Origin of the sequence: Xanthomonas bonasiae (assembly GCF_017163705.1) — a bacterium.
Taxonomy (GTDB): Bacteria; Pseudomonadota; Gammaproteobacteria; order Xanthomonadales; family Xanthomonadaceae; genus Xanthomonas_A; species Xanthomonas_A bonasiae.
Genome location: NZ_JAFIWB010000031.1, coordinates 1 through 26,120 on the forward strand (window position 1 = coordinate 1; position 26,120 = coordinate 26,120).

Here is a 26,120-nt window from a genome sequence, read left to right on the forward strand (position 1 = left end):
CGATTGGAGCCTCCCTTACAGGAAGCGAAGAAAGCCAGCCTGAGTGCACTGTAGGAGGGGCTTCAGCCCCGACAGTTTGCTGGCGGGGTCGACCGGTTTGCCGGCTCGTTTGTCGCGGCTGAAGCCGCTCCTACAAAAGCGCGCAGCAGCGGGCTGGACGCAGTGTGGGAAGGACTTCAATCCCGACAGCTGACGAAGCCACCTATCTCACTGCCGCATTGTCGCGATTGGAGCCTCCCTTACAGGAAGCGAAGAAAGCCAGCCTGAGTGCACTGTAGGAGGGGCTTCAGCCCCGACAGTTCGCTCGCGGGCCGACCGGTTTGCCGGCTCGTTTGTCGCGGCTGAAGCCGCTCCTACAAAAGCGCGCAGCAGCGGGTTGGGCTGCTGTCGGCGCGCACCAGCGCGGCGCTGACGCAGTGTGGGAGGGACTTCAGTCCCGACGCAGGAAACCGGACCGTTCGCCGCACGCCGCTTCTTGCATCGGCTAGGAACCCGTCGATCCACGAGCCGACCCGCGACGCGCATTCAGGGCGTCGCGTCCTGCAGGCGGTAGTCGGTACTCGCGCGCTGCTCGCCGCGCCAGCGGTCGAAGGCGCGCACCTCGATGCGGTGCGCGCCGGCGGCCAGGTCGGTCGGCAGGGTGCCGCGCCACAGATGCTGCGACGGGACGGCTTCCGGCGAGCGATCGTAGCCGCGCAGCGCCTCGGCTGCATCGTCGCGCGCGTTCTCGGCGAGCAGGTCCGGATCCGGCCGCTGCACGCGGACCATCGGCTTCCATGCGCCCTCGTCGATGCGATATTCCACGCGGCTGTCGTCCTCGCCCATGAACACGTTCGCGTACACCCCGAAGTCCGGATAGGCCTTGCGGCGCAGCAACTTGGGCGCGTGCAACTGCAGCTGTGGGTCGCCGGCCGCGCGCGCGGCGTGATAGGCCAGCGCATAGTCGCCGCCCCGCTTCACGTCCAGGACCGCATAACCGTTCGGGGTGCCGTCGGCCATCGTCGTCGCGGGGATGCCGTCGGCATCCTTGACGCCGGACCAGTACGCGCCGCAGGCCGCGCCGACATTGTATTCGTGCAAGGGCTGCGCGCCGTGCCAGCCGTCGTCGGCGCCGTGGTAATAGTGGCGCTGGGTGTGGGTATGGCCGCTGAGCACCAGCACGTGCGGAAACGCCTGCAGCAAGCCGAACAGGCGCGCGCGGTCGGCATGGCGGAAGGTCTCCCTGCCCGGCGCGGCGTCGAACAGCGGGATGTGCATGCCCAGCACCAGCAGCCGGTCTTTGGGCAGCGTCGCCAGGTACGCCTGCAGGAATGCGAACTGGTCCTCGCGCAGGCCGCCAATGTAGTCGGGCTGCTGCTTCGGCCGATAGACCACGTCGTCGAGGAACACGAAGCTGGCGCCGCCCTCCTCCACCGCGTAGGTGTCCGGGCCATAGATCGCGCGCCAGCTGGACAGCGAGCCGGCATCGTCGGCGGCATCGAAATTCAGATCGTGGTTGCCGGGCACATGGAACCACGGCACGCCGAGCTTGGCGGTTTCGGCGTTCAGCGCCGGATACAGCGCCAGGTTGTCGCTGACCACGTCGCCCAGGGTGGTGCCCAGGCGCGCGTGGGTCTTGCCCACCAGCGGCGCGACGATGTCGCGCGCGTAGTAGCCGACATCGGTCGCCGAGGCGGTCTGGGTATCGGTGAACACCAGCACCTCGGTGCTGGCCGCCGGCGCTTGCGCGCGCAGCGCGAAATCCCAGCCGCTGGTGGCGCCGCTGGTGGGCGCGATGCCCGGATACTTGAGCTTGGGCGATCCCGCCGGTGCATAGTGCCGCCAGTAGTCCGGCAAGCCGTTGCCGGCGCTGGCGAAGGCGTAGCCGTCGGGCTTGATCACGAACACCGTGCGCCCCGGCTCCACCGCGAGGCTGTAGCGGCCCTGCGCATCGGTGCGCACGATGTGCACGCCGTCGGACACCTGCACGCCGGCGATGCCGCGCTCGCCGTTGCCGCGGCCCGCGTGGCCGTCGCGCTCCTGGTAGACGCTGCCGCTGATCGTCGCCGGTTGCGCCAGCGCCGGAAGCGCGGCAGTCAACAGGCAGGTGAGCATTACGACGCGCAGCGACATGGCATGGACCCGGGAAAGCGTAAGAAGTCGCGATTGTAGCCATCCCTCACGGCACTGCGGCGACGCGGCCGCGTCAGCCGGCGCGCCGGTGTGCAGAGCGCACGCCACTGGCCGGCGGCTTCGCGGATTGAGTCGATGCCGGCCACCACGCACCGATTGAGAGGCTTCGGCCGCGACAGCGCGCTTGTGAAGCCGGCCAGTTCGCCGGCTGGCTCGTCGCGCGTCGCGGCGGAAGCCGCTCCTACAAAGGCGCGCAGCAGCGGACCGGGTGCAGTGTGGGAGGGACTTCAGTCCCGCCGCAGGAAGGCAAACGTTCGCCGCTCGCCAAGCCAGAAACCCATCGCATCAATCCGCGGCGCTCGCGGTGTCGCATCCCGCAGTCCATATCCGCTGCTCGCGCGCTGCTCGCGACGCCAAGGGCCGAAGGCGCGCACACCCGATGCGGTGTGCACCGGCGCCCAGCGCGGCCGGCGAACCCGGCCGCGCGCAACTTTGGCAGGCCCGAATCCCTGCCGACCTGCGATTTCGCGGGCGACTGACGCGCTTCGGGCCGAAACCGTCAGGCATGTCCCCAGGCGTCAGGCCATGGCCTGCCCGCCGCCACCGGAAAACCGGCGTTGAGCTCCCGCGCGCGCTGGCGCAGGCGCAGGCGCAGCGCGTCGGGGATCGCGACTCCCCCCTTGCCGGCGTGCAACCGGGAAGCGTCGGGATTCATTTTGCGGCGAAGATGCTCCGGCAGGTCGCGCAGTTGCTTCATCGCCATCGTCCGCACCGCCTCGCGCGCTTGCCGGGAGTCGAAGCTCACCGCAGCGTCCCGGTCGATCCCCAGCCAGCCGCAGAGGTCGCGGAAACCGGCGTCCGGTGCCGCGTACATGTCCTCGAACGTCATCAACCGCAACCGCTGTTCCGGGAAGAACTGGCGCCAGCGCGACAGCGGCCCGGTCACGTCCAGCAGGTTGAGGTAGTGCAGTCCGAACGGGAAATACGTGGTCGCGAAACGCGCCTCGCCGGTGCGGAAGATCGCCGCCTCGGGGTCCGCGTCGCCTTCGTTGCCCGTGCGCAGATACAGCTCGTACAGGCTGACCAGCATGTCCGCCGGATTTCGCAACAGCAGCACGATGCGCGCATCGGGATGCGCCTTCGCGATCAACGCCGGCGCCTCGTGGCTGTAGAAGTACCAGACCGAGGCCTCGGCGCGATAGCGCTGATCGCCGGCAACGGCGAACAGCCGCTGGTAATCCGCAGGATCGGAAACGGTATGCGGTTGAGCGGGCAGATCCGCGGCGTAGAAATGCGGTTCCTTCAGCACGGACGCGTAGACATCGGGATGCTGCTTCAGCGCGGCGAACAGCGACGTGGTGCCGCATCGCGGCGCGCCGATGACGAAGAGATTCGGCGCCTTCACCACGGAAAAATCGCCTTGTCCTTGTAGAACTTTCCGGTCTCGCCGCCGCCATCGGCCAGCCACAGGATGGTCTCGGCCCCCTCCTCCGGCGAACGCGGCGCGGCGATGCCGCCGAGCTTGGTCCTGACCCACCCCGGGGTCATGCAGTTGACGCGGATGCCGCTGTCGGCAAGCTCGATCGCCAGCGCCTGGGTCAGCACGTTCAATGCCGACTTCGAGCTTCGGTACGCCAGGTTGTTGCCTTCGATCTTGGTGGAGCTGCCATGGCCGCTGGACACATTGATGATCTGCGCCTGCGCACGCTCGCGCATCAAGGGCAGGACGAGCTGGATCAGGCGCCACGGGCCGAAGAAATTGACGTCGAACGTCGCCCGCGCCTGCGCCTGGGCTTCCGTGCTGGGCTTGTCGCGCACGCCGACGGAGACACCGGCGTTGTTGACGAGCAGGTCGATATGCCCGTGGGCCTGGGCGACGACGTCGATCGCCGCCGCCATCGAAGCTTCCGAACAGACGTCCAGTTGGATCGGCGTCACGTTGGTCAGCTGGCGACGCTCGACCGCCAACGCGCCGTCGGCCAGATTCCGGCAGCCCATGTACACATGCACGCCGCGCTGGGCGAGGCCTTCGCATGCGGCGAGGCCGATGCCCCGATTGCCGCCGCTGATGAGGGCGACGCGATCGCCGGCTGTCGTTTCGGTCATGCTGCATCCATCCGGTATTCCGGAAAGCGGTTGAACAGGAAGGCTTCCCTGCGCACGACGAAATCGCGCAGGTTGTCGTCGAAGTAGTCGCGCGCGTGCGGGCGCGCCCGCGCTTCGTGGGCCTCGTCCGGCATGACCCGGCCGTGCTCGCGGACGGTTTTCGACAGCGACGCATCCGCGCCATGGCGCTCGAGATAGTCGGCGAGGTCGTCGTTGAGCGTCTCGGTCCGCAGGAACTCGACCGGATACTCGAACGCCTGCAGGTGTCCCCGATCGAGGTCTTGCTCGCCGATGCCGGCGAATGCGCTCTTCGGGTCCTTGCAGAAGAAGCGGATGAACTGCTCCGTGTGCCAACCGAGCGCCCGCTCCGCCGGCAGCTTCGGAGTGTCGTATCCGCTGGCTACGCCGCGATGCACGTTGACGAAGAAGCGATTGGCGATCGCGACGAACGCGTCGAAACCGACCTGGGGATACTCGGGAAAGTCCCGCTGGATCAGCGCCGGATCGCAGTATTCCTGCGGATGCGTCTTCCACCAGCCGTAGTGGTACTGGGACACGTAGCGGTCGAAGGGCGAGCGCATGACCGAGAGGATGGGCTTGCCTCGGTCGGCGTCCGGGATCTCGTCGCAGGTGGCGTGTTTCCGCCCGGTTTCCACGGCCTGCGCGCCATACACGCGCCGCAGCATCTGGGTGATGAACGTTCCGCCCGTCTTGGGCATGTGGATGAAAACGAAATCCGGCGTTATCAGCATCGTGGTCAGGCCTTGAGCGGCCTCGCGTTGCCGGTGAGCCGACGCCTCAACGCCGCGCCGAGATAACGGCCGCAATAGTCGCCGTAGATGACGCCCTCGTCGGTGAGGCGCAGTCGCTGGTCCTTGAGGGTGACCAGGCCTTGACGCTGGAGGTGCGCGAGATCCTCGGCGAGCATCATGTCCAGGTGCACGCCGTGCCTGTTCTGGTAGTCGTCGAGATCGATCGAGGTCGTCTTCAGCCCCATCACCAGGTCGCGCAGCATATGGTCGGCGCTGCTGATCTCCAGCACCCGCTGGGTCGGGATCAGTCCGCTCTCGACGCGTTCCAAATATGCGTCGATCTCGGTGATGTTCTGCCTGCTGCGGCCGCCGACGGTTCCGAACGCCGACGCGCCGAAGCCATACATGTCTTCGCCGCGCCAACGGCTGATGATGTGATGCTGCGGATACTTCCCTTCGCGGGTAAAGGTGAAGTACGTGGACGGCAGGTAGCCGGCCTCGCGCAGGCGCGAAAGACCCCAGCGCGCGAACGCCATCTCCTGATCCGGCCCGGGCAGCGAGAGCGTGCCTTGCCGGACGTCGTTCATGTAGTGCGCGTTGGAGTACAGCTCCATCTTGTACACGGTGACCGCATGCACCCCGAGGGAGACGGCACGATTGATCGAGTGCTGCCAGCTCTGCATCGTCTCGCCTTCGAGCCCGGACAGCAGGTCCACGTTGACCACTGCTCCGGTGCTCAGCGCGCGCTCGATCGCGCGCGAATTCTTTTCGTCGGTATCGTGGCGGCCGGTCAAGGCGACGACGCGGTCGTCGAAGGACTGGATGCCGAAGCTGATCCGGTTGACGCCGAGGTCCGCCAGGCCGTCGATCATGCGGTTGTTCAGCGTGATCGGCTCGATCTCGAAAACGAACTCCGGCGCGTCCAGCACGAAGCATTCCTCGATCTTGCGCTTGATCCGCCGCAGCTGCTCGGGCTGGATCACGCTGGGCGTGCCGCCGCCGAAATAGATCGACTTCACGCGCCGTCCGCGCAACCTGTGCGCGTCGGCGACCAGCTCGATCTCGCGGCACAAGGCGTCGACGTAGCGCTCGCGGACCGCGTGCGAAGACTCGGACAGGATCTCGATCTTGAAGAAGCAGTAGCGGCAGCGCTGCAGGCAGAACGGAATATGGAAGTACAGATGCAGCGGCTTTTCGGACAGCAGATCGGCGTCGCCGGCCGACTTCCAGTAACGCTGGGGCGGCCACGCCACCACGAAGCCGTCGCGGTTCGGCGCTTCGTTGCGATAGTCCGGCGGCGCTTCGATCGGCGGCGCGCCCGCGTCGCCGACCAGCGCGATCGTGAGGTTCGTCATTACGCGCTGGCCTCGTCCGCATGCTCGGGCAGGCGCTTCAGCACCAGCGCCGCCACGCTATCGAGCGACTTGAACGTGCCCGAATCCAGATCTTCGTCCAGGATGCGGATCGGGAAGCGGCGCTCGAGATGGTCGATGAACTCGGCCATGCTGATGGAATCCAGCGCGAGTCCGTCTTCCAGGAAAGAAGCCCCGTCCTGGATCTGCTCGTAGCGCACATTGAGATCCAGGTCCTCGGCGATGAGGCGCTTCAAGGTGTCGACGATCTGAGACTTATCCATGGCGATACTCCTTGATGATGGTCTTCCTGTCGGGTTTTCCGCTACCCAGGCAAGGCAGGTCCGACACGAGCGTGTAGTGGTCCGGCCGGGCGAAGGCCGGCAGGGTCATCGATGCGTGGCGCTTGAGGGCGTCGATGGTCAAGGCCGAGGTCGAGGGCTTGATCACGGCGGCGATGGCCTTGCCGGCCGTGGTCTCGTCTTCGAGCACGATCGCCACGGCCTGGTCGACATCCGGCCAGCCCATGATGGCGCCCTCGAGATCGGCCAGGATCAGCAGCCTGCCCGCGCGGTTCAGGCTGAGATCGGCCCGGCCGCGTATCGCGAAACCGCCGCTGTCGTCGAAGGTCGCGATGTCGCGCGTGTCCCACTCGGCGGGCAACGCCGACAGCGTTCCCTGGTGGGCGATATGCGTCGCGGCATGCGGATGGCTCACGATGAGAGTGCCTTGCGCGGCGTCCGCGTCCGCGAGGCATGCGCGCACGCCTTCGAGCGGACGCAGCGCCTTGGGTGCGTTGGGCTCGGAGATCGCCACCACGCCGAGCTCGGAACTTCCGTAGAGGTCGAAGACGCGGTTGAACACCCGTTGCGCCTGCGCGTGCAGCGAGGGCGGCGTGCCGTCGCCGGCGAGCACGAGGCCGCGGCAACTGGCGACCGCATCGTTCTTGCGCTGCAGCAGCATGCGCAACAAGTGCGGCGTGGAAAAGACCCAGGTCGGCTGGGCGGCCCGCAGCGCATCGTTGAAGCCGAGCAGATTGGCCTTGGCCAGCAAGTGGATCTGCGCGCCGGCCAGCAACGCCGGAATCAATGCCGCGCCGAGGCCGTACATATGGTGCAGGGGAACGGTGATCAGCACCCGGTCGTGCGCGCCGAGTTCGAGCCGGCGCAGGACCATGGCGCCGGTCGCGAGCAGATCGTCGTACGCATGCCAGATCACCTTCGGCGTGCCCACAGTACCCGAGGACAGCACCGCCACCCCGTCCGGCCATTGCCCATACCCGGCGGGCGGTGGCGCGATCTCCAGAGGCGAGGCCGCTGCCTCGTTCCCGGCCGCAGCGCCGATATGCGCGTCGCACAGGGCCGGTGGCGTGGCGTCGCCCGCGCAGAGCAGCAGCGGATGCCCGTCGACGATGGCCGTCAGCTGCAGCGACAGCATGCCGAGATCGCCGATTCCCAGCAGCGCGACCCGCCTGTGCATGCGGTAGGCCTGCCATCGCTCGCGCCCTGTGTCCAGGAGCTGTTTCAGCGTCGCGCTTTCGCCATTGAGATGCACCACGCTGCCGCTGGCGGCAAGCGCGTCGCGCCAGCCCTGCGCGCGGAACGGAGCGAGGGCCGCTGCGTTCATCGCGCGCGCTCCAGGGATTCGTTGTTGAGAATTTCGCTCACTTCGACGCAGTGGGCGCCATTGAGCCGCATCGCGTAGCGTCGCGATATCGCCCAGGTCGATTCCGTCCGCAGACTGCGCGGCGCTGGCACGCGCAGGGTTTCCAGGTCGGTCTTTTCGAGCAGACCGCGGTCGTGCGGATCGAACAGCTTGCCGATGCCCACGCTGCCGTCGAGAAGCTTTTGCCGCTGCTCCGCGTCGATGCAGGCCAGTTGGATCGACGATTCGGCGACCAGGAGGATGTTGCCCGGGTCGCGCACGTACAGCCGGGAACGACGGCGCAGGACCTCGCTGCCGTCGGCTTGCGCCTCGATGCATTGACCCAGGACTTCAACCTCTACGGGCAATCCGGCGACAGCCTCCAGAAAGAAGGTGGTCGAACCCTGCAAGGCCAGATAGTCGCTGAGCCGCTGCGAAGGCATGGCTTCGGCCCAGAGGCTCCCGGCATACGGCTCCGCGGAGGTCGTGTCCGGAGAAGCAGTCCAGGAAGCCAACAGGTGCGAGGTCATGCGCGTTCGTCCTTGAAAGAATCCCGCAGGCAGCAGACACACGGCTGTCAGATGCACAACGCATCATTGTGCATTTCCTTATGCTCCGGGGGCATTTGCCGAGTATATTCAGAAGACGCAGCGGAAATGTAGACAAGCGACGGCTTCGCCCGCCGGATATCCGCGCATCGACATCACCGCGTTCGCGGCGCGAGCACCGTTTCGATCGGAGCCGAAAACACCCACGCGGTCTCGCGGCAGGGTTGGTTGTTGGGATCGCAACCGCCGACGTACAGCGTTCCTGGTTCGAAGGGAGACGCAGCGAAGCTGCGAGCGGCGAAAAGCGCTGCCGGCGGTTCCAGGTCCGCCGTTTCGATCCGTCCGAGCGTATGCCGCCGCCCTCCCGGATCGCGGATCAGATACCAGGCATCCCGCACCCACCCATCCGTCGGATGGATGTCGACCCGCGTGCTGTAACTGGCGCCGACGCCGGCCAGCAACAGCGCCTGTCCGGTACCGGGATCGACCACGGGCGTGAAGTCGTCGTAGGCCACCACGCCGAACGCCGGGCGTTTTCCCCAGTGCATGCCCAGGAAGTCGAGCACGTCCAGTTCCAGGGTCTCGCGGAAATCGTCGCGCGGGTCGATCCGCACTATCCGGCAACGGTCCCCTTCCAGTGCCGCCAGCAGCACCTGGCCCGATCCCGAGGGATGGGCAACGGCGGTGAGTCCCCGGTATCCGCAACTGGGGAAAATCAGCGGGTCCGCGATGGTGTGGACCTTCTCCCATCGCGGCGCGGGGCCGTCGATGCGTCGATACAGGTGCGGCCGGATGCTGACGTACAGGTGGCCATCGCATTGGGTGAAGGCCATCGGACGGCGCCGATAGCCGGACAACTCGGCATGTTCGTCCCAGCGGATCTTGCCCGGCGCGTCCGGGTCGTAGCTGCCGCTGAAAATGCCGAGCGGCAACGTCCCGGCAAAGACGCGCTCCTGCCCGGTCACGGTGTCGCGATGGACGAAGAAGCTGCGGGTACTGGTCAGGCCGGAGCCGACGCCCAGGCGCGTGCGCGCCCACGTCCCGGCTTCGTCGTCGAAGCAATCGACATACACCGCGCCCTGGCTGTTCGAGGGACCGGCGAGCAGCAGCGAGACCGGGGCATCGAGCGTGCGGCCGCGCCCGTCCTCGGTGAACGCCACCGATTTCAGCAACACCCGCCAATAGTCGCGATCGTATTCGTGGGCCTGCCGCCACTCGCCGTCCGCCCGGTCCAGCACGGCGATCTGCGCGCCGACCGGCGGATCGCCCGGCAGATACCGGTTGTGGGTGTAGGACAGCGAAGAAAACAGCCGCCCGCGATGCGGCACCAGGTGCAGCACTTCGGTGCCGCTGAGCAGTCGACCACCGCCGTCGCGCATCCCGGCCTGAAAGACGCGGCGGAAAGGCGCCGGCGGCGTGGCGATCGGTGCATCCATGCGAGCCTCTCAGGCGAAGAAGGAATCCAGCGTGTCGATCGAGGCCGGCTGGCGGGCGTGCGCATAGAGCGCGCGCTTGAACGCCTCCTGCTGGTCGCTCTCCACACGCAGATGCTCGGGAGTCCATCGCCGGATGCGCGTGCCCATGCCCTGGATGTCGCGATCGGCGTGACTGTCCAGATAGGCGAGCACGTTGCTCGTGGCCGAGTAGCCGCGGCTGAGGAATTGGGCGATGCGGAAGGTCATCCGGTAACTGGCTTCCAGCACGCGGGGATGGGCGATGAGTCTGAGCGATTTCTCGTGCAGATCGCCGACGCCGCAGCCCAGGGGATCGAGCAGGACCCGCTCGGCGCAGTCGTAGTAGAACGCATTGACCGAGAAGTCGCGCATGAGCGCGTCCTCGGCCAGATCGGCGCGCGCGACGAAACGCGTGTTCCACATGTCGCCGTTCTGGATGTCCTTCCAACTGCGCAGGATATTGATGTCTACCGCGCCCGAAGCGGCGTCGCCCCAACGCAGGACGCCGAAACGGTCGTTGCGCATGCGCAGCGCAGCGGCGTCGGTACCGGGATAGGCGTCGCACAGCAGGCGGTGCGTTTCGTCCAGGCCGCAGTCCAGCGCCAGATCGATGTCCTTGGCCGGCCGGCCTGCGAGCCAATCCCTCGGCGTGCCTCCGATGATGAAGACGCGCTTGCCCGCGCGTCGGAACACCTCGATGAGGTCGCGCACGCGCACGTCGCATCGGTCGTCCCGATACACCTGCTGTTCCAGAGCGGCTTCCACTCGCTCGGGTGCGAGCGATGCATCGATGATCTTCATGTCGCGAGATACCTGATCCTGGTGGCCGATCATCGCCGCTGCGTCCCGCGCACGCTTCCCCACGATGCTCAGGACCTGATGCCGACGCCTCTGCCGAGCAGCGTCAGCGCGAAGGCGGCCAAGCCTATAATGAACAACAGCATCACCACAAGCGAAGTGCCGATGCCCGCGGTGTCCATGCCCAGTACGCCATAACGGAACGCGCTGATCATGTGCATGAGCGGATTGAGCCGCGAAATGCTCTGCCAGGGTTCGCCCAACAGGCCGACCGGATAGAACACGCCGCCGAGATAGGAGAGCGGCGTCAGGACATAGGTCGATACGTGCCCGGTGTCGTAGAAGTTCTTCGCGTATATGGCGACGATGATGCCGACCAGGGAAAAGATCGTGGCGGCCAGTAGTGCCGACAGGAAGACGATAGAGGGGTGCGCGATGCGCAGCGAGGTCAGCGACAACGCGACCAGCAACACCAGGCCGCCGACCAGGAAACCGCGCACCACCGCGCAGGTCACATAGCCCAGCAGGATCGTCCAATCGCGCATCGGCGATACCAGCAGTTCTTCTATCGCGCGGTTGAAGCGCATGAAATAGAACGCGCTGGAAGCGTTGGCGTAGCTATTGGTGATGATGCACATCATCACCAGGCCGGGAGCGATGAATTGCACATAGCTGAACCCGTCGAAGGTGCCGATGCGACTTCCGATCAGCTTGCCGAAGATCGCGAAGTACAGAACCATCATCGCCAGGGGCGGAACCAAGGTCTGCACCCACATGCGGAACATGTGCGCGACCTCGCGCCGGACCAGGCAACGCAGGGCGATCAAACTATGCGAAGCGTTCATGCCGCACCGGGTTGCGTCTGAAAGCGGAGAGCGTGCGTCGCGACGGCGGTTGCGGGCATGTCAGTTGCGCATGCGCCACGCGTTGGCGCGCGCGGTGATCCGCACGACGAGGACTTTCTTGAACACGCTGTATTCCATCCAGGTCTGACCGGGCACCGCCGCCAGCGCCTGCTTGAGGTCCAGGTAGCCCTGCCGCTCCTCCGGGAAGGCGCGCAGGAAGTCGCGGAAATTCAGGATGTCGGCGAATCGAGGATTGTCGGCGGCACAGGTGTGCACGACGAACGAGCGGCCGCCGTCCTGCCCGATGCGCCAATGCCACGAGAACCCCGCATCGATCGGGCTTTCGCCATACGCCTGATAGCCGAGCCCGGCCAATATCCGGGACTGGCGCTCGGCCGGAAGCGATGCGCCGGTCGCCACGGCGATATCCAGGATGTTCTTGCTCGGCAGGCCGGCAATGGACGTGCTTCCGATATGTTCGATGCCGACCACGTCCTCGCCGACCAATGCCTCCAGCAGCCGGCCTCGCTCGTCCTCGAATGCCTGCGGCCAGCCCGCGTCGTACCGGCTCTGCATGTCCAGCTCCAGCGCCGGCGGGCGCACGCGCGAGTAGCGGCGCACGAGGTGTTCGACGGTCTCCGCGCCCAGCTCACCGGGGAGCACTTGCTCCTTGAGCCGCCTGATGACGCGCGCCAGCTGGAGGGCGCCGCCGGTCTCTCTCGGCTGGGCACTCACGACGGCACGCGGCATCGCCCGCGCGTTGTCATAGCGTCGCCGATGATCAGGAAACCCAGATACGGTCGCCGGTTGCAGCCGGAAGCGGCGATCTCGGTGTGCAGGGACCTGCGGGAACACCGACGCACCAACCGCCTGTTCAACCACGCGTGACTCTCGACGCCCCCCTGCCGATCCCCGACTAGAGCATTCGGCTGGCGCTCAAGCCCGTGGGTGGCACGGCTCCAAGGAACATGGCGGTTCCATTGGAGACATGGGATACGCGCTTTCGGTGTCCGGCCGAGGTCGGCGTACCGCTCAGGAAGCGCATCGCCCGGATCGGCGGCGGTTGCATCCAGCTTACCTGCCATTGCATCTCCATTGCATGTGAGTTGATCGGCGCAAGCGCTGTGCGTGGCCCAAGCATCCCGGCACTGCGGCATTCCGCGCCCAGCATCGCCGGCAGGCGGATGCTTATGGATCGCCATGGTCGTTGTCAAGCGACATCAGGCCGGCGGCGCAGCCGTCGGACTCGATCATCAACACCGCGTACCCCTGCTCCACCGTGAGGCCATAGCGGCGCTGCGCATCGGTCCGCACGATGTGCACGCCGTCGACACCTGCACGCCGGCGATGCCGCACCCACCGGTGCCGCGGCACGCGTGGCCGTCGCGCTCCCGGTAGACGCTGCCGCCGATCGTCGCCAGCTGCGCCAGCGAGGATGCCGCGACAGTCGGCAGGCAGGTGAGCACTGCGGCGCGCGGCGACGTGCGTGGAGTCCTGCGATCGAAACAGGCCGCGATGGCAGCCACCGTCGCGGCACGACGCTGGCTGCCGCCGCGCCAGCCTACTTGTGCCGGGCTTCCAGCACCGCGACCGCGTCGGCCAGCGCCAGGCCGCGTGCGCGCAGCAGCACGGTCAGGTGATACAGCAGGTCGGCCGATTCGCCGAGCAACGCTTCATCGTCCTGCGCCACGCCGGCCAATGCGGTCTCCACGCCTTCCTCGCCGACCTTCTGCGCGATGCGCCGCGTGCCCTTCTCGAACAATTGCGTGGTGTAGCTGCCCAGCGGACGCTCGCGTTCGCGTTGCGCGACCAGGCGGTCGAGCGCGCCCAGGAACTGGCCCGGCGCCTGCGGGAAGCAGCTCGTGCGGCCGAGGTGGCAGGTCGGGCCGTGCGGATGCGCCAGCACCAGCAACGTGTCGCGGTCGCAATCGGTCTCGATCGACACCAGGTCCAAGGTGTTGCCCGAGCTTTCGCCCTTGGTCCACAGGCGCTGCTTGCTGCGGCTGTAGAAGGTGACCTTGCCGCTGGCGCGGGTCGCCGCCAGCGCGTCGGCATTCATGTAGCCGAGCATCAGCACGCGCAGCGTGGCCGCGTCCTGCACCACCACCGGCAGCAGGCCATCGCCCTTGCTCCAGTCCAGTTCCGCATCCGCAGTCGCGGCGGCGGCTTCGTGCTCATGCGCCATCGCGCACCTCGATCTGTCGTTGGCGCAGGAAGCGCTTGAGGTCGGGAATCGGAATCGCGCCGCTGTGGAACACGCTGGCGGCCAGGGCGCCGTCCACGTCGGCCTGCTCGAATACGTCGGCGAAGTGCTGCAGTTCGCCGGCGCCGCCGGAGGCGACCAGCGGCACCTTGCACAGCGAGCGCACCTCGAACAGCTGGGCGATGTCGTAGCCGCGGCGTACGCCGTCGTTGTCCATGCAGTTCAGCACGATCTCGCCGGCGCCCAGCTGCTGCGCCTCCACCACCCAATCCACGGTGCGCACGGGCAGCGCCTGGGTCTTGCTGGGATCGCCGGTGAAGCGGCGCACGCGCCATTCACCGTCGTCCTCGCGGATCGAATCGATGCCGACCACCACGCATTGCACGCCGAACGCCTCGGCCAGTTCGGCGATCAGCGCCGGCCGTTCCAGCGCCGGCGAATTGATCGAGATCTTGTCGGCGCCGGCATGCAGCACCGCACGTGCGGTGGCCACGTCGCGGATGCCGCCGGCCACGCAGAACGGGATGTCGATCAGCCGTGCCACCCGCTCGACCCAGGCGTAGTCGACCGAGCGCCCTTCCGGGCTGGCGCCGATGTCGTAGAACACCAGTTCGTCGGCGCCCTGGTCGCGGTAGCGCAAGGCCAGTTCGACGATATCGCCCATGTCGATGTGGTCGCGGAACTTGACGCCCTTGACCACGCGGCCGTCGCGCACGTCCAGGCACGGGATGATGCGCCGGCTCAGCATGCCAGCGCCTCGTCCAGGCGCAGCCGGCCTTCCAGCAGCGACTTGCCGAGCACCGCGCCGGCGCAGCCGACCTCGCGCGCGGCGCGCACGTCGGCGGCGTCGCGGATACCGCCGGAGGCCTGCACGTGCACGCCCGGCGCGATCCGGCGCAGGTAGGCGTACAGCTCCAGGTTCGGCCCGGACAGCATGCCGTCGCGGGCGATGTCGGTGCACAGCAGGTGTTTCAGCCCGGCCGCAGCGTACTCGACCGCCAACGCTTCCAGGGTCAGCGAGGAGGTCTCGGTCCAGCCCAGCACCGGCAACCGCCATATCCCCTGCGCGTCCTGGCGCGTGTCCAGCGCCACGGTGATGCGCTCGGCGCCGAACTCGGCCAGCCATTCCAGCACCGACTCGCGGTCGCGTACCGCCAACGAACCGATCACCACGCGCGCGGCGCCGGCATCGAGAATGCGTTGCACGTCGGCGCGCGAGCGCACCCCGCCGCCGGTCTGCACCTGCAGTCCGGTCTGCGCGCGGATCTGGCTCAGCAGCGGCGCCAGGGTGTAGCCACCGGCGCGCGCCGCGTCCAGGTCCACCAGGTGCATCCAGCCTGCGCCGGCGTCGGCGAAGGCCTGCGCGCGCGGCAGCGGATCGTCGCCGTAGTGGGTTTCGCGGGCGTAGTCGCCCTGCACCAGCCGCACCACGCGGCCGTCGCGGATGTCCAGCGCGGGATAGACGATGAAGCTCATGGGAAATCGGTCTCGAGGAAGTTGCGCAGGATGCGCGCGCCGGTGCTCGCCGAGCGCTCGGGGTGGAACTGCGCGCCGCAGCGGCGGCCGCGTTGCACCACCGCGGTGAACAGGCCGCCATGGTCGCAGGCGGCGACGGTGTCGGCAGTCACCGGTGCGGCGTAGCCATGCACGAAATAGGCGGTGGCGGTGTCCGGCAGGCCGTCCAGCAGCGGCGACGGACGCATCGGCAGCAGCCGGTTCCAGCCCATGTGCGGGATGCGGATGCCCAGCGCCGGCGGCATGTGCCGGACCACGCCGGTCAGCAGGCCCAGGCAATCGACATCGCCTTCCTCGGAATGCTCGAACAGCAGCTGCATGCCCAGGCAGATGCCGATCAGCGGCACCTCGAGCGCACGCAGCGGCTCGATCAGCCCTTGCTCGCGCAACCGCGCCATCGCGTGCGGCGCGGCGCCGACGCCGGGCAGGATCACCCGGTCGGCGCCCTGCAGCCCGGCGGCGTCGCGCACCAGTCTGGCTTCCACGCCCAGGCGTTCGAGCGCGTAACGCACCGACCCGAGGTTGGCGCCGCCGGCATCGATCAGGGCGACATCGGTCATCGCAGCGTCCCTGAAGCACCTGCGCGCATCACAGCACGCCCTTGGTCGAAGGCAGCGCCGCACCCTCGCGGCGCACGGCCTGGCGCAGGGCGCGCGCCAGCGCCTTGAAGCAGGCCTCGACCTTGTGGTGGTCGTTGTCGCCGTGCACGCGCAGGTGCAGGTTCAGGCCAGCGGCATCGCACAGCGAACGGAAGAAGTGCGGCACCAGTTCGGTCGGCATGTCGCCGACGCGCTCGCGCCTGAACTCGCCTTCGAACACGAAGTACGGGCGGCCGCTGAAATCCAGCGCGGCGCTGGCCAGGGTCTCGTCCATCGGCAGGGTGAAGCCGTAGCGGCCGATGCCGCGCTTGTCGCCCAGCGCCTGGCGCAAGGCCTGGCCCAGCGCCAGGCCGGTGTCCTCGATGGTGTGGTGCTCGTCGATATGCAGGTCGCCCTCGGCGCGCACGTCCAGCGCGAAGCCGCCGTGCTTGCCGATCTGCTCGAGCATGTGGTCGAAGAACGGCAGGCCGGTGGCGCAATGCGGGTCGCGCGCCAGGTCCAGGTCGATCTCGACCGCAATCCGGGTTTCCTTGGTGTCGCGCTGCACCCTGGCGCGGCGCGGCGCATCGGCCAGTTCGTGGGCGATGCCGGCCCAGTCCCAGTCGCCGCCGAACTGTTCGGTCTTCAGCTGGAAACCGCGGATGCGCAGGTTGTCGGCGAACTGGATGTCGGTGAGGCGGTCGCCGACCATCGCCGAACGCGCCCAGTCGATGCTGCGGTCCTGCAGGTACGGCAGCATCAGGCCGATGCCGGGCTTGCGCGTGGGCGCGTTGTCGGCCGGCCAGCTGCGGTCGACCAGCACCTCGCGGAAGGCGATGCCCTGGCTGGCGAAGATCTGCAGCATCAGGTCGTTGGGACCGTCGAACGCGGCCTGCGGATAGGCCTCGCTGCCCAGGCCGTCCTGGTTGGTGACGATGACGAACTGGTAGCCGGCATCGCGCAATTTCAACATCGCCGGGATCACGCCCTGCACGAAGCGCAGCTTCTCGTAGGCATCGATCTGGAAGTCGGCCGGCTCCTCGATCAGGGTGCCGTCGCGGTCGACGAACAGGATCGGGGTCATGCCGCCGCCCTCCCCGCCTGCAGCGCGCCGAGCACGCGCTGGTTCTGCTCCGCGGTACCGAGGGTGATGCGCAGCGCATCGCCCAGGGTCGGCGCGGCACGCTGGTCGCGCACCACCACGCCGGCGCCGAGCAAGGCGCCGAACGCGGCCTCGGCATCGTCGAAGCGCAGCAGCAGGAAGTTGCCCTGCGACGGATACACGCGGCGCACGCCGGGCAGCGCGGCCAGTGCGGTGGACATGCGCTCGCGCTCGCGGCGGATCTCGGCCACGCGTGCCGCGGTCTGGCGCAACGGCTCGGCCTGTAGCGCAGCCAGCGCCAGCTGCGTGCATGGCGCCGGAATCGGATACGGCGCCTGGCAGCGGCGCAGCACCGCGATCAGCGCCGGATCGGCGATCACGCAGCCGATCCGCGCCGCAGCCAGCGCATGCGCCTTGGACAATGTGCGCAGCACCGCCAGATTGGCGTGACGCGCCAGCAGCGTGGTCGCAGACGGCACATCGGAGAATTCGCCGTAGGCCTCGTCGACCACCAGCAAGGCGCGCCCGTGCAGGCGCTCGGCGGCGCGTTCGATCTCGGCCAGCGGGATCGCCGCACCGCTGGGATTGCCCGGCGAGCACAGGAACACCAGCTTGGCCATCTGGCTCAGTGCCGCATCGACCACCGCATCGACGTCGGTCACCAGTCCGGCCACGTCCTCGCGCAACGGCACTTCGACGATGCGCGCGTTCTGCAGGCGCGCGCAGACCGCATACATGCCGAACACCGGCGGGGTGATCACGATCGCGTCGCGGCCCGGCTCGCACAGCGCGCGCAGCAGCAGGTCGATGGCCTCGTCGCTGCCGCGGCCGAGCAGCAACTGCTCCGGCGCGCAGGCGTACAGCGATGCCAAGGCCGCACGCAACGCTGGCGGCTGCGGATCCGGATAGCGGCGGTTGCCGGCGTCGCGGTCGGCCGGGTTGGCCCAGGCCGATTCGTTGGCGTTGAGCCAGACCTCGCCGTGCAGCGCGCTGCTGCGCGCCGAGGAGTAGCCTGCGAAGTCGCGCAGGTCCTGGCGGACCAGCGCCAGCATCGATCCCGGCATCTGCACTCCGTTCTGCGCGCTCATGCCGCCTTCTCCATGCGCAGCGCCACCGCGTTGGCGTGCGCGTCCAGGCCCTCGGCGCGTGCCATGGTCACCGCACAGGCGCCGATCGCGGCGATGCCGGCACGGCTGGCGCTCTGCACGCTGACGAAGTTCTGGAAGCTGGCGACGCTGACCCCGCTGTAGGCGCGCGCCGCGCCGTTGGTCGGCAGCACGTGGTTGGTGCCGCTGCAATAGTCGCCCAGCGCTTCGGGTGTGTAGTCGCCGAGGAACACCGAGCCGGCCGCCTCGACCCGCTCCAGCCAGCCGCGCGGCTCGCGCAGCGCCAGAATCAGGTGTTCGGGCGCATAGCGGTTGCTGATCGCGAAGGCATCCTCGAGCGTGCCGACCTGGATCAGCCGCGACGCGGCCAGCGCCTGGCGCGCGATCGCCGCACGCGGCAGCGTCGCCAGCTGGCGCTCGATCTCGTCCTCGACCGCATCGATCAGCTCGGCGCTGTCGGACAGCAGCAGCACCTGCGAATCCGGGCCATGCTCGGCCTGCGACAGCAGGTCGGCGGCGACGAACACGGCATCGGCGCCGACATCGGCGATCACCAGCACCTCGGACGGGCCGGCCGGCATGTCGATCGCCGCCGCACCGGCCTGCGCCACCTGCTGCTTGGCCTCCGTGACGTAGCCGTTGCCCGGTCCGAACAGCTTGTCGCACGACGGCACCGACTCGGTGCCGAAGCCCATCGCCGCGATCGCCTGCGCGCCGCCGAGCTTGAACACGCGGTCCACGCCGGTCAGCCTTGCGGCGACCAGCACCGCCGGATCGGCCGAACCGTCGGCGCGCGGCGGCGTGCACAGCACCACCTCGCGGCAGCCGGCCAGCGCCGCCGGCACGCACAGCATCAGCGCGGTGGACGGCAACGGCGCGCTGCCGGCCGGCACGTACAGGCCGACCCGGCCGATCGGCCGCACCACCCGCTCGCAGACCACACCCGGCGCGGTTTCCACCGCATAGGGCTGGGTCATGCCGGCGCGGTGGAAGGTCTCGATCCGTGCCGCGGCCTGCGCCATCGCCTCGCGCAGCACCGCCGGCACCGCGGCTTCGGCAGCGGCGAACTCGTCGGCACCGACTTCGAAACGCTGCAGCACCACGCCGTCGAAACGCGCGGTGATCTCGCGCAGGGCGGCGTCGCCGCGGCTGCGTACGTCGTCCAGCAGTTGCGCCACCGCGGCGCGGGTCTGCGCGGCGACGGTCTGCGCCGGCCGGGTCAGGGCCTGCGTGCGCGCCTGCGCGTCGAGCGAATTCCAGTCCAGTCGGTTCATGCCAGCGAACGCTCCACCGTCAACACCATCAGCCCCTGCGCGCCGGCGCGCTCCAGTTCCTCCATGCGCTGCCAGGTGATCGCGCCGTGGCACATGGTCTGCAAGTGCAGCGGGCCGTCGGCGTCGCCGGGCAGTTGCACCAGCGGATCGGCATCGGGCAGCAACCGGGTCAGTTCGGCGACGTGGTCGCGCGAGGCGCGGAACATCAGCAGCTTGCTGTCGCGCAGCTTGAGCACACCGTCGAGCCGGCGCAGCAGCATCGCCGCCAGCCCGGCGCGGGCGTCGCCCGGTTCGCGCACCGGCCCGGCCAGCACCGCCTCGCTTTCCAGCAACGTCTCCACCGGCTTGAGCTGGTTGGCGGCCAGGGTCGCGCCGCTGGAGACCAGATCGCAGATCAGGTCGGCGGTGCCCAGGCGTGGCGCGATCTCCACCGAGCCGGACAGCTCCACTACCTGCGCGTCGAGGCCGCGCGCTTCCAGCCAGTCGGCCAGCACCGCCGGATAGCTGGTGGCGATGCGCTTGCCCTGCAGTTGTTCCGAACCGGTCCACTCCCAGCTGTCGGGCACCGCCAGCATCAGCCGGCACTGGCCGAAGTTCAGCCCGCGCAACGCGCGGTAGGCCTCCGGCAGGCCGTTGCGGCGGCGCTCGCCGGCCTGCTCTTCCAGCTCGTTGCGGCCGACGATGCCGAAATCGCAGACGCCGTCGGCGATCAGCCCGGGGATGTCGTCGTCGCGCACCAGCAACAGGTCCACCGGCAGCGACTCGCCGTAGCAGAACAACTTGTCGCGGCTCTCGCGCCAGCTCAGCCCGCAGGCGGCCAGCACCGCCCGCGCCGGCTCGGCCAGGCGGCCACTCTTCTGGATCGCGATACGCAGCCGGTCACGCGCCGGCGCTGCCAGGGAAGCACTCATCAGGACATCTCAATGGGAATCGGAGGGGCGCGCCGCTTGCCGGCGCAGCGCCGCGGCATAGCCGCCGGCGCCGTATTCCAGGGTCCGCGCGACGCGGCCGATGGTGGTCACGCTGACCTGGGTCAGCTCGTGGATCTCGCGGTACGGCACGCCCTTGAGCAGCAGCGGCACCACCCGCCAGCGATCGGACATCGCCTCCAGCTCGGCCGGCGTGCACAGGTCCTGCAGGAACGCGGCGACCTCCTGCGGCTTGCTCAGGTGGGCCAGGGCGCGCGAAAGCGCCTTGAACGAGGTGTCGCTGTCGCGATCGGGTTGCGTGGCGGGTCGTTGTTTCATTGCGATAATGTAATAGCGTGTTAGTACATTAACGCGATTGGACAGGCCGGGTCAAGCCGCGGCGCGCGGGCGTTCTGCGGTTGTTGTGTTCGGCCCTTGATCGGCGCAAGGGCGCCATGCGATCTGTCGCGGCTGAAGCCGCTCCTACAACGCACGCACACCGCTTCCTGCAGGAGCGGCTTCAGCCGCGACAGGCGCTCGCAGCGATCGCATCGGCCAAGGGTGCACGCACCGCTTAGGTCGCCGCCACGGGAACGCCTGGTTGCAACAGCGAACGCGCCTTGCGCTCGCCGTTGCGTGAGCGGCTTCAGTGGCGGCAGGCTCTGGTCATCCGCGTCGCGACTGAAGTCGCTCCCACAAGGGACATGCGGCGCGCCCGTCCAGGCTGCGCCATCCCCGGCCCTGCCGGCCCGCTCAGGGCATGACCTTGGCCTGCTCCAGCTCGACCAGCAGGGTGCTGGCGAGTTCGTCGCGGGCGACGTCGAACTGCTGCTCGCGCACCAGGTCCTTGACCGCGACCACGCCACGCGCCAGTTCGTCGTCGCCGGCCAGCACCACGAAGCGGATGCCGGCGCGCGCGGCGTACTGGAACTGCTTGCCGACCTTCTTCGGCTCCATCTGCACTTCGGTATTGATCCCGCCCGCGCGCAGGCGACGGGCGATGTCCAGCGCGTCGTCCAGCTTGGCCTCGTCCATCAGCGCCACCATCGCCTGCACGCTGCTGGAGGCGATGCCGTCGATCAGCCCGGCCTCGCGCAGCTGCCAGAACAGGCGGGTCAGGCCGATGGAGATGCCCACGCCCGGCAGCCTGGACTTGCTGTAGTGGCTGGCCAGGTCCTCGTAGCGCCCGCCCGAGCAGATCGAGCCGATCTGCGGATAGTCGGTCAGCAGGGTCTCGTAGACGGTGCCGGTGTAGTAGTCCAGGCCGCGGGCGATGGAGAAGTTCAGGCAGTACGCGGTTTCCGGCACGCCCAGCGCCTTGACCAGGGCCAGCACTTCGCGCAGCTCGGCCACGCCTTCGCGCAGCGTCGCGCTCGATGCGGCCGCCGCGGCCAGCGCATCCAGCCGCGCCAGCGCGTCGTCGTGGCCGCTGGAGCGCACCGCGACGAAGGCCAGGATCTGCTCGACCTGCTCGGCCGGGATCGCGAAGCCTTCGCCGGCCAGCGTCTCGCGCACGTAGTCGGCGCCGCGCTTGTCCAGCTTGTCGACCTCGCGCAGCACCGCCAGCTGGCGCTCGCCCTCGGCCACGCCCAGGCTCTCGAAGAAGCCGCGCATCAGCTTGCGGTTGTTCAACTGCACCGCGAACGCGCCGATGCCCAGTTCGGCGAACACCGCGTGGATCACCGCCAGCACTTCGGCGTCGTAGCGGATGCTCAGCGCATCCTTGCCGATCACGTCGATGTCGCATTGGTAGAACTCGCGGAAACGGCCGCGCTGGGCGCGCTCGCCGCGGTACACGCGCTGCATCTGGTAGCGGCGGAACGGGAAGCTCAGCTCGTGTTCGTGCTCGGCCACGTAGCGCGCCAGCGGCACGGTCAGGTCGAAGCGCAGCGCCAGCTCCGGCAAGCCGCCCTCGCCGCCGGCGTCGGCCGCAGCGTTGGCCAGCGCGCCGGTGGACTGCACGAAGTACACCTGGCGCTCGGTCTCCCCGCCGGACTTGGTCAGCAGCACGTCGGACAGTTCGAACACCGGCGTCTCCACCGGCAGGAACCCGAACCGCTCGTAGTTGCGGCGTATGACGTCCAGCATGCGCTGGAACGCGATCTGCTCGCGCGGCAGCAATTCCATGATGCCGGGCGGCGTACGGGGCTTGATCACGTGCAAAACTCCTGCGATTCGGGGGCGAGCGGACGCCAATTCTAGCCGCACCGACTGCTGGCGGCCGCATCGTCGTATCATTCTCCGGTGCCGACGCCGCTGCCACGCCCATGACCAGGCCTCCTTCCGGATTCGCCCTGCCCTATGCCGAGCCCGCCGCGGCACGGGATCCGCGTGCGCACGAATGCCTGCATTGCGCGGTGCGGCACCTGGCGATCTGTTCGGCGCTGGCCTGCGACGAGGTGCAGGCGCTGGAACGGGCGACCACCTCGCACGCCTACGCCGCCGGCGCCACCGTGGCCCGCACCGGCGAAGCGCGGCAGGCGGTCTATACCGTCACCGCCGGCGCCCTGCGCCTGGTGCGCACGCTGGCCGACGGCCGCCGCCAGGTGGCCGGCTTCGTGTTGCCGGGCGACTACGTCGGGCTCAGCGAATCGGCCAAGCACCGCCACGACATCGAAGCCATCGCCGACAGCCGCGTGTGCCGGGTCCCGGTGGCGCAGATGCAGCAGCTGCGCAGCCAGTTCCCGCAGCTGGAACGCAAGCTGCTGCAACGCGCCTGCCTGGAACTGGACGCCGCGCAGGACGCGGCGCTGGCACTGGCGCGGCTGCAGCCGTCCGAGAAGCTGGCCGACTTCCTGCTCAAACTGGCCGCACGCGCGGCGCGCCAGGGCGACTCGGGCAACAAGGTGACCCTGCCGATGGGCCGCGGCGACATCGCCGACCATCTGGGCCTGACCATGGAAACGGTGAGCCGCACCTTCACCAAGCTGCGCCAGCAAGGCCTGATCGCGCTGCCGCAGCTGCACGTGGTCGAGATCCGTGACTTCGCCGCCTTGCACCGGCTGGCGTCCGACGAGGACTGAGCAGGGCGACGGCGGCGTTTTTTTCGCCAGCCCCTGTCTACACCTTGCACCACCGGGGCCGCACCGACTTATCCACAGGTTTCCAGGGCAACGCTCCACATCCGCTGTGGACAACCCGCCGTGCCCGCCCGCGAACGCTTTGGGCTGCCGACGCAGATTGCGCCTTGGTGGACAACCCGAGCGAGCCGACGCCTCCGGATCGGCGCGAACGCCGCCCGGCGACGTCTCCGTGAATGCTTCAGACCCGAGCCATGCCTTGCCACGCGCGCGGGCATAGACTTGCGCCGCGATACACCTGCGGCGGCGCCGCGGTGCCGGAGGGGGGAACCAACGGGAGGGCAACCATGTTCGTCGCCATCGATGTGCCGCAAGACCCCCGCGCCTGCGTGATGCTGGATCGCGAAAGAGAACTGGACTTCTGGAAGGCGCATTTCGCCCAGGCTCCGTTCCATCAGCCCGGGCATGCGTTCACCGACTACGAGCCGGCGCTGAAACTGGCCTACGACGCCTACCTGAAGTACCACGGCCAGCGCTTCGAGGACGTCGCCCCGCAGCTGCGCGACGTGTTCCTGCGCGACCATCCCCGCTCGCGGCTGGACTGGCTGCAGGTGCGCAGCGTGGTGCAGGCCGCCTGGTTGCGGCTGCAGCCGCAGGATCAGGACTGAGCTGCGCCCCGGACCGCGCGCCACGGTGCGCGCGGGACGCAGGCGGCGGCGCGGCGGCCCGGACAGCGGCGCCGCCGCCGGGTCAGGCGGCGGCAGATCTCACTCAGCCGGCCAACAGGCGCGCGCGCAGCGCCGCGTAGTCCGGCGCGATCGGCTCGGCGTGCGCCGGTCGCTGCAACAAGGCCGCCAACGCCGGCGGCACCGGCACCGGCTGACCGATCAGCGGCTCGACCACCGCCTCGAACTTGGCCGGATGCGCGGTCGCCGCCACCGCCCAATCGCCGGCATCGGCCTCCGCGCCCTCGGCGCGGATCTGCTGCAACACGTGCAACGCCGTCGCGGTATGCGGGCAATGCACCTCGCCGTAGCGGCGGAAGCGCTCGCCGATCAGCTGGCGGATCTGCGCATCGTCCACCGAATAGGACTGGAACTGGGCGCGCAGCGCGGCATCGTCGCCGCGGTACAGCCAGCGCAGGCGCTCGAAATTGCTCGGCGCGCCGACGTCCATGGCATTGGCCACGGTGGCCACGCTGGGCTGCGGCGCGTAGTCGGCGCCGGCAAAGTAGTCCGGCAGCACGTGGTTGGCGTTGGTCGCCAGCACGATGCGCCCCAGCGGCACGCCCAGTCCGCGCGCCAGGATCGCAGCCAGCGCATTGCCGAGGTTGCCGGTCGGCACCACCAGGTTCAGCGGCTGCGCGCGCCCGGCGTAATGCACCAGCGCGCTATGCGCGTAATAGCTCATCTGCGGCAGCAAGCGGCCCAGGCTGATGCTGTTGGCCGAACTCAGCGGCGCCTGCGCCTGCAGTTCGACATCGTTCAAGGCCTGCTTGACCAGCGCCTGGCAGTCGTCGAACGAGCCGGCCACGCGCAGCGCCTGGATGTTGTCGCCGAAGCAGCCCAGCTGGTGCGCCTGCCGCGGCGACACGCGCCCGTCCGGATACAGCACCACCACGCGCAGGCCGGGCTGGCGATGGAAGGCGGCGGCCACTGCCGCACCGGTGTCGCCGGAGGTGGCGACCAGGATGGTCAGCGGCGTGGCGGCATCGCGGCGCAGCCGGGCCAGGCAGGCGGCGAGGAAGCGCGCGCCGAAGTCCTTGAACGCGGCGGTCGGCCCATGGAACAGCTCCAGCGCGTGGTCGCCGGGCGTGGCCAGCGGCTGCAGCGGCGCATCGAAATCGAAGGCTTCGGCGCAGATCGCCGGCAGCTCGGCGGCGAGCGCGTCACCGTCGAAGAACGGGGCCAGCAGGGTCGCCGCGGTCTCGGCCAGGCTGGCGCCGGCCTGCAGCTCGCGCACCGGCGGCATGCGCTCGGGCACGTACAGCCCGCCATCGGGCGCCAGGCCGGCGGCGATGGCCTGGCTGAGGCTGGCGGCGGGCGCGGCATTACGGGTGGAAATGAAGTTCATGGTGGTTCCATCGGCAGGGGGAATTCGATCGCACTGTCATCCGTGACTGTGGCACTGCTTGGTTGCTGCTCTTGTCGTTGCTCTTGTTGTTGCTCTGCCCTTGCTTCGGCTGTTGCTTTTTTTGCTTTTCGATCTCCCGTGAGGCGCGGCAAGCAGGATGGGTACAACCCCCGCAGGGGGCGACGCGCAGGATGCGCGTCGTTTTCGGCAGGCACATGGATGTGCCTTCCGAAAATTCCCATCCTGCTTGCGGACCCGCGCGTAGCGCGGGCGCGCCGCCCGGGTGTGCTTTCTTTTGGTTACTTTTCTTTGCACAAGCAAAGAAAAGTGACCCGCGCCAGCGGAAGCTTTGCTCCTGCTCCTGCTCCTGCTCCTGCTCTTGCTCCTGCTCTTGCTTTGAATCTTCAAACCAAAGCAAAAGCAGAGGCAAAGGCAAAGGCTTTCGCCTTGCGGCGAGTCACTTTTCTTTGCTCGCGCAAAGAAAAGTAACCAAAAGAAAGCGCGCCCTGCCGAGCGCCCTCCGCGCTGCGCGCTCCGGGTCCGCGTCCATGACGGGGATTCGCGGAAGGGGCATCCTGCCCCTGCCGCGAACGGCGCACATCCATGTGCGCCGCCCCTTCGGGGTTTTTCCCCGCCATGGCCGCCGCTTCGGAAGGGAACCCGGTACGGCAACAGCAAAAGCAACAGCAAAAACAACCCCGAAAGCAACAACAACAGCAACAGCAACAGC

General features: G+C 68.5%; 27 protein-coding genes. 2 read left to right on the top strand and 25 right to left on the bottom strand.

The features are described from left to right. Positions 1 to 525: 525 nt before the first annotated feature. The 23 genes from JR064_RS20045 to hisS all read right to left on the bottom strand — a co-directional run bounded on the left by JR064_RS20045 (position 526) and on the right by hisS (position 22,454). Positions 526 to 2,112: a calcineurin-like phosphoesterase C-terminal domain-containing protein gene (locus JR064_RS20045; RefSeq protein ID WP_206230896.1), complete on the bottom strand. Its 1,587-nt coding sequence runs from the start codon at positions 2,110 to 2,112 to the stop codon at positions 526 to 528. Between the two features lie 559 nt (positions 2,113 to 2,671). Further along, on the bottom strand, positions 2,672 to 3,520 hold the full coding sequence (locus JR064_RS20050) for a sulfotransferase (RefSeq protein ID WP_206230897.1): 849 nt from the start codon (positions 3,518 to 3,520) through the stop codon (positions 2,672 to 2,674). Then, positions 3,514 to 4,218 (bottom strand): SDR family NAD(P)-dependent oxidoreductase, encoded by a 705-nt coding sequence (locus JR064_RS20055; protein ID WP_191826975.1) that lies wholly within the window; start codon positions 4,216 to 4,218, stop codon positions 3,514 to 3,516. Before JR064_RS20055 ends, JR064_RS20050 begins: the two co-directional genes overlap by 7 nt. Then, positions 4,215 to 4,970, bottom strand: a complete 756-nt coding sequence (locus JR064_RS20060; protein WP_206230898.1) for a hypothetical protein — start codon at positions 4,968 to 4,970, stop codon at positions 4,215 to 4,217. Before JR064_RS20060 ends, JR064_RS20055 begins: the two co-directional genes overlap by 4 nt. A gap of 5 nt (positions 4,971 to 4,975) precedes the next feature. Then, positions 4,976 to 6,325 carry a coproporphyrinogen-III oxidase family protein gene (locus tag JR064_RS20065; protein ID WP_206230899.1) on the bottom strand — a complete coding sequence of 450 codons (1,350 nt, stop codon included), beginning with the start codon at positions 6,323 to 6,325 and terminating at the stop codon, positions 4,976 to 4,978. Then, entirely contained in the window at positions 6,325 to 6,606 is a 282-nt protein-coding gene (locus JR064_RS20070) for an acyl carrier protein (RefSeq protein ID WP_191826978.1), read from the bottom strand. The genes JR064_RS20065 and JR064_RS20070 overlap by 1 nt, the downstream gene beginning before the upstream one ends. Further along, a complete protein-coding gene (locus JR064_RS20075; protein ID WP_206230900.1) occupies positions 6,599 to 7,948 on the bottom strand; it encodes a class I adenylate-forming enzyme family protein in 1,350 nt (449 codons plus the stop codon). The genes JR064_RS20070 and JR064_RS20075 overlap by 8 nt, the downstream gene beginning before the upstream one ends. Beyond that, positions 7,945 to 8,496: a hypothetical protein gene (locus tag JR064_RS20080; protein WP_206230901.1), complete on the bottom strand. Its 552-nt coding sequence runs from the start codon at positions 8,494 to 8,496 to the stop codon at positions 7,945 to 7,947. Before JR064_RS20080 ends, JR064_RS20075 begins: the two co-directional genes overlap by 4 nt. Positions 8,497 to 8,669: 173 nt before the next feature. After that, positions 8,670 to 9,950, bottom strand: a complete 1,281-nt coding sequence (locus tag JR064_RS20085) for a hypothetical protein (protein WP_206230902.1) — start codon at positions 9,948 to 9,950, stop codon at positions 8,670 to 8,672. 9 nt (positions 9,951 to 9,959) lie between these two features. Beyond that, positions 9,960 to 10,769 carry a nucleotidyltransferase family protein gene (locus JR064_RS20090; protein WP_206230903.1) on the bottom strand — a complete coding sequence of 270 codons (810 nt, stop codon included), beginning with the start codon at positions 10,767 to 10,769 and terminating at the stop codon, positions 9,960 to 9,962. A 68-nt stretch (positions 10,770 to 10,837) separates the two neighbouring features. After that, positions 10,838 to 11,611, bottom strand: a complete 774-nt coding sequence (locus JR064_RS20095; RefSeq protein ID WP_206230904.1) for an ABC transporter permease — start codon at positions 11,609 to 11,611, stop codon at positions 10,838 to 10,840. Between the two features lie 60 nt (positions 11,612 to 11,671). Beyond that, entirely contained in the window at positions 11,672 to 12,361 is a 690-nt protein-coding gene (locus JR064_RS20100) for a GrpB family protein (RefSeq protein WP_241093188.1), read from the bottom strand. Positions 12,362 to 12,799: 438 nt separating this feature from the next. Continuing rightward, entirely contained in the window at positions 12,800 to 12,934 is a 135-nt protein-coding gene (locus JR064_RS23255; protein WP_277420390.1) for a hypothetical protein, read from the bottom strand. Between the two features lie 238 nt (positions 12,935 to 13,172). After that, entirely contained in the window at positions 13,173 to 13,796 is a 624-nt protein-coding gene (gene hisIE, locus JR064_RS20105) for a bifunctional phosphoribosyl-AMP cyclohydrolase/phosphoribosyl-ATP diphosphatase HisIE (RefSeq protein ID WP_206230905.1), read from the bottom strand. Continuing rightward, positions 13,786 to 14,562 (bottom strand): imidazole glycerol phosphate synthase subunit HisF, encoded by a 777-nt coding sequence (gene hisF, locus JR064_RS20110; protein ID WP_191826985.1) that lies wholly within the window; start codon positions 14,560 to 14,562, stop codon positions 13,786 to 13,788. Before hisF ends, hisIE begins: the two co-directional genes overlap by 11 nt. Continuing rightward, positions 14,556 to 15,290, bottom strand: a complete 735-nt coding sequence (gene hisA / locus JR064_RS20115; protein WP_206230906.1) for a 1-(5-phosphoribosyl)-5-[(5-phosphoribosylamino)methylideneamino]imidazole-4-carboxamide isomerase — start codon at positions 15,288 to 15,290, stop codon at positions 14,556 to 14,558. The genes hisF and hisA overlap by 7 nt, the downstream gene beginning before the upstream one ends. Further along, positions 15,287 to 15,889: an imidazole glycerol phosphate synthase subunit HisH gene (gene hisH, locus JR064_RS20120; RefSeq protein ID WP_206230907.1), complete on the bottom strand. Its 603-nt coding sequence runs from the start codon at positions 15,887 to 15,889 to the stop codon at positions 15,287 to 15,289. Before hisH ends, hisA begins: the two co-directional genes overlap by 4 nt. A gap of 28 nt (positions 15,890 to 15,917) precedes the next feature. Next, positions 15,918 to 16,991 (bottom strand): bifunctional histidinol-phosphatase/imidazoleglycerol-phosphate dehydratase HisB, encoded by a 1,074-nt coding sequence (gene hisB / locus JR064_RS20125; RefSeq protein WP_206230908.1) that lies wholly within the window; start codon positions 16,989 to 16,991, stop codon positions 15,918 to 15,920. Continuing rightward, the gene (gene hisC / locus JR064_RS20130) at positions 16,988 to 18,073 is read right to left on the bottom strand and encodes a histidinol-phosphate transaminase (protein ID WP_425510319.1); all 1,086 of its coding nucleotides are present in this window, start codon (positions 18,071 to 18,073) and stop codon (positions 16,988 to 16,990) included. Before hisC ends, hisB begins: the two co-directional genes overlap by 4 nt. A gap of 20 nt (positions 18,074 to 18,093) precedes the next feature. Beyond that, positions 18,094 to 19,389: a histidinol dehydrogenase gene (gene hisD / locus JR064_RS20135; RefSeq protein WP_206230910.1), complete on the bottom strand. Its 1,296-nt coding sequence runs from the start codon at positions 19,387 to 19,389 to the stop codon at positions 18,094 to 18,096. Continuing rightward, positions 19,386 to 20,300, bottom strand: coding sequence for an ATP phosphoribosyltransferase (gene hisG, locus JR064_RS20140; RefSeq protein WP_179564308.1), 915 nt, complete (start codon positions 20,298 to 20,300; stop codon positions 19,386 to 19,388). The genes hisD and hisG overlap by 4 nt, the downstream gene beginning before the upstream one ends. Positions 20,301 to 20,309: 9 nt before the next feature. Continuing rightward, entirely contained in the window at positions 20,310 to 20,636 is a 327-nt protein-coding gene (locus JR064_RS20145; RefSeq protein ID WP_206230911.1) for a YerC/YecD family TrpR-related protein, read from the bottom strand. Between the two features lie 414 nt (positions 20,637 to 21,050). After that, a complete protein-coding gene (hisS, locus tag JR064_RS20150; RefSeq protein WP_206230912.1) occupies positions 21,051 to 22,454 on the bottom strand; it encodes a histidine--tRNA ligase in 1,404 nt (467 codons plus the stop codon). Between the two features lie 200 nt (positions 22,455 to 22,654). On the opposite strand from hisS, the gene JR064_RS20155 reads away from it, so the two are divergent. Both JR064_RS20155 and JR064_RS20160 read left to right on the top strand, forming a co-directional pair. After that, positions 22,655 to 23,320, top strand: a complete 666-nt coding sequence (locus JR064_RS20155; protein WP_179565575.1) for a Crp/Fnr family transcriptional regulator — start codon at positions 22,655 to 22,657, stop codon at positions 23,318 to 23,320. Positions 23,321 to 23,664: 344 nt separating this feature from the next. Beyond that, entirely contained in the window at positions 23,665 to 23,985 is a 321-nt protein-coding gene (locus tag JR064_RS20160; protein ID WP_206230913.1) for a hypothetical protein, read from the top strand. Positions 23,986 to 24,088: 103 nt separating this feature from the next. On the opposite strand, the gene thrC is transcribed toward JR064_RS20160, so the two are convergent. Both thrC and JR064_RS20170 read right to left on the bottom strand, forming a co-directional pair. After that, positions 24,089 to 25,390: a threonine synthase gene (thrC, locus tag JR064_RS20165; protein WP_206230914.1), complete on the bottom strand. Its 1,302-nt coding sequence runs from the start codon at positions 25,388 to 25,390 to the stop codon at positions 24,089 to 24,091. Further along, entirely contained in the window at positions 25,368 to 25,826 is a 459-nt protein-coding gene (locus tag JR064_RS20170; protein ID WP_206230915.1) for a hypothetical protein, read from the bottom strand. Before JR064_RS20170 ends, thrC begins: the two co-directional genes overlap by 23 nt. Positions 25,827 to 26,120 lie beyond the last annotated feature (294 nt).

Bases quoted from the DNA above. Each gene is read 5' to 3' on its own strand.
- JR064_RS20045 (WP_206230896.1), bottom strand. From the start codon at position 2,112: ATGTCGCTGCGCGTCGTAATGCTCACCTGCCTGTTGACTGCCGCGCTT.
- JR064_RS20055 (WP_191826975.1), bottom strand. From the start codon at position 4,218: ATGACCGAAACGACAGCCGGCGATCGCGTCGCCCTCATCAGCGGCGGC.
- JR064_RS20060 (WP_206230898.1), bottom strand. From the start codon at position 4,970: ATGCTGATAACGCCGGATTTCGTTTTCATCCACATGCCCAAGACGGGC.
- JR064_RS20065 (WP_206230899.1), bottom strand. From the start codon at position 6,325: ATGACGAACCTCACGATCGCGCTGGTCGGCGACGCGGGCGCGCCGCCG.
- JR064_RS20070 (WP_191826978.1), bottom strand. From the start codon at position 6,606: ATGGATAAGTCTCAGATCGTCGACACCTTGAAGCGCCTCATCGCCGAG.
- JR064_RS20075 (WP_206230900.1), bottom strand. From the start codon at position 7,948: ATGAACGCAGCGGCCCTCGCTCCGTTCCGCGCGCAGGGCTGGCGCGAC.
- JR064_RS20080 (WP_206230901.1), bottom strand. From the start codon at position 8,496: ATGACCTCGCACCTGTTGGCTTCCTGGACTGCTTCTCCGGACACGACC.
- JR064_RS20085 (WP_206230902.1), bottom strand. From the start codon at position 9,950: ATGGATGCACCGATCGCCACGCCGCCGGCGCCTTTCCGCCGCGTCTTT.
- JR064_RS20090 (WP_206230903.1), bottom strand. From the start codon at position 10,769: ATGAAGATCATCGATGCATCGCTCGCACCCGAGCGAGTGGAAGCCGCT.
- JR064_RS20095 (WP_206230904.1), bottom strand. From the start codon at position 11,611: ATGAACGCTTCGCATAGTTTGATCGCCCTGCGTTGCCTGGTCCGGCGC.
- JR064_RS20100 (WP_241093188.1), bottom strand. From the start codon at position 12,361: ATGCCGCGTGCCGTCGTGAGTGCCCAGCCGAGAGAGACCGGCGGCGCC.
- hisIE (WP_206230905.1), bottom strand. From the start codon at position 13,796: ATGGCGCATGAGCACGAAGCCGCCGCCGCGACTGCGGATGCGGAACTG.
- hisF (WP_191826985.1), bottom strand. From the start codon at position 14,562: ATGCTGAGCCGGCGCATCATCCCGTGCCTGGACGTGCGCGACGGCCGC.
- hisA (WP_206230906.1), bottom strand. From the start codon at position 15,290: ATGAGCTTCATCGTCTATCCCGCGCTGGACATCCGCGACGGCCGCGTG.
- hisH (WP_206230907.1), bottom strand. From the start codon at position 15,889: ATGACCGATGTCGCCCTGATCGATGCCGGCGGCGCCAACCTCGGGTCG.
- hisB (WP_206230908.1), bottom strand. From the start codon at position 16,991: ATGACCCCGATCCTGTTCGTCGACCGCGACGGCACCCTGATCGAGGAG.
- hisC (WP_425510319.1), bottom strand. From the start codon at position 18,073: ATGCCGGGATCGATGCTGGCGCTGGTCCGCCAGGACCTGCGCGACTTC.
- hisD (WP_206230910.1), bottom strand. From the start codon at position 19,389: ATGAACCGACTGGACTGGAATTCGCTCGACGCGCAGGCGCGCACGCAG.
- hisG (WP_179564308.1), bottom strand. From the start codon at position 20,300: ATGAGTGCTTCCCTGGCAGCGCCGGCGCGTGACCGGCTGCGTATCGCG.
- JR064_RS20145 (WP_206230911.1), bottom strand. From the start codon at position 20,636: ATGAAACAACGACCCGCCACGCAACCCGATCGCGACAGCGACACCTCG.
- JR064_RS20160 (WP_206230913.1), top strand. From the start codon at position 23,665: ATGTTCGTCGCCATCGATGTGCCGCAAGACCCCCGCGCCTGCGTGATG.
- thrC (WP_206230914.1), bottom strand. From the start codon at position 25,390: ATGAACTTCATTTCCACCCGTAATGCCGCGCCCGCCGCCAGCCTCAGC.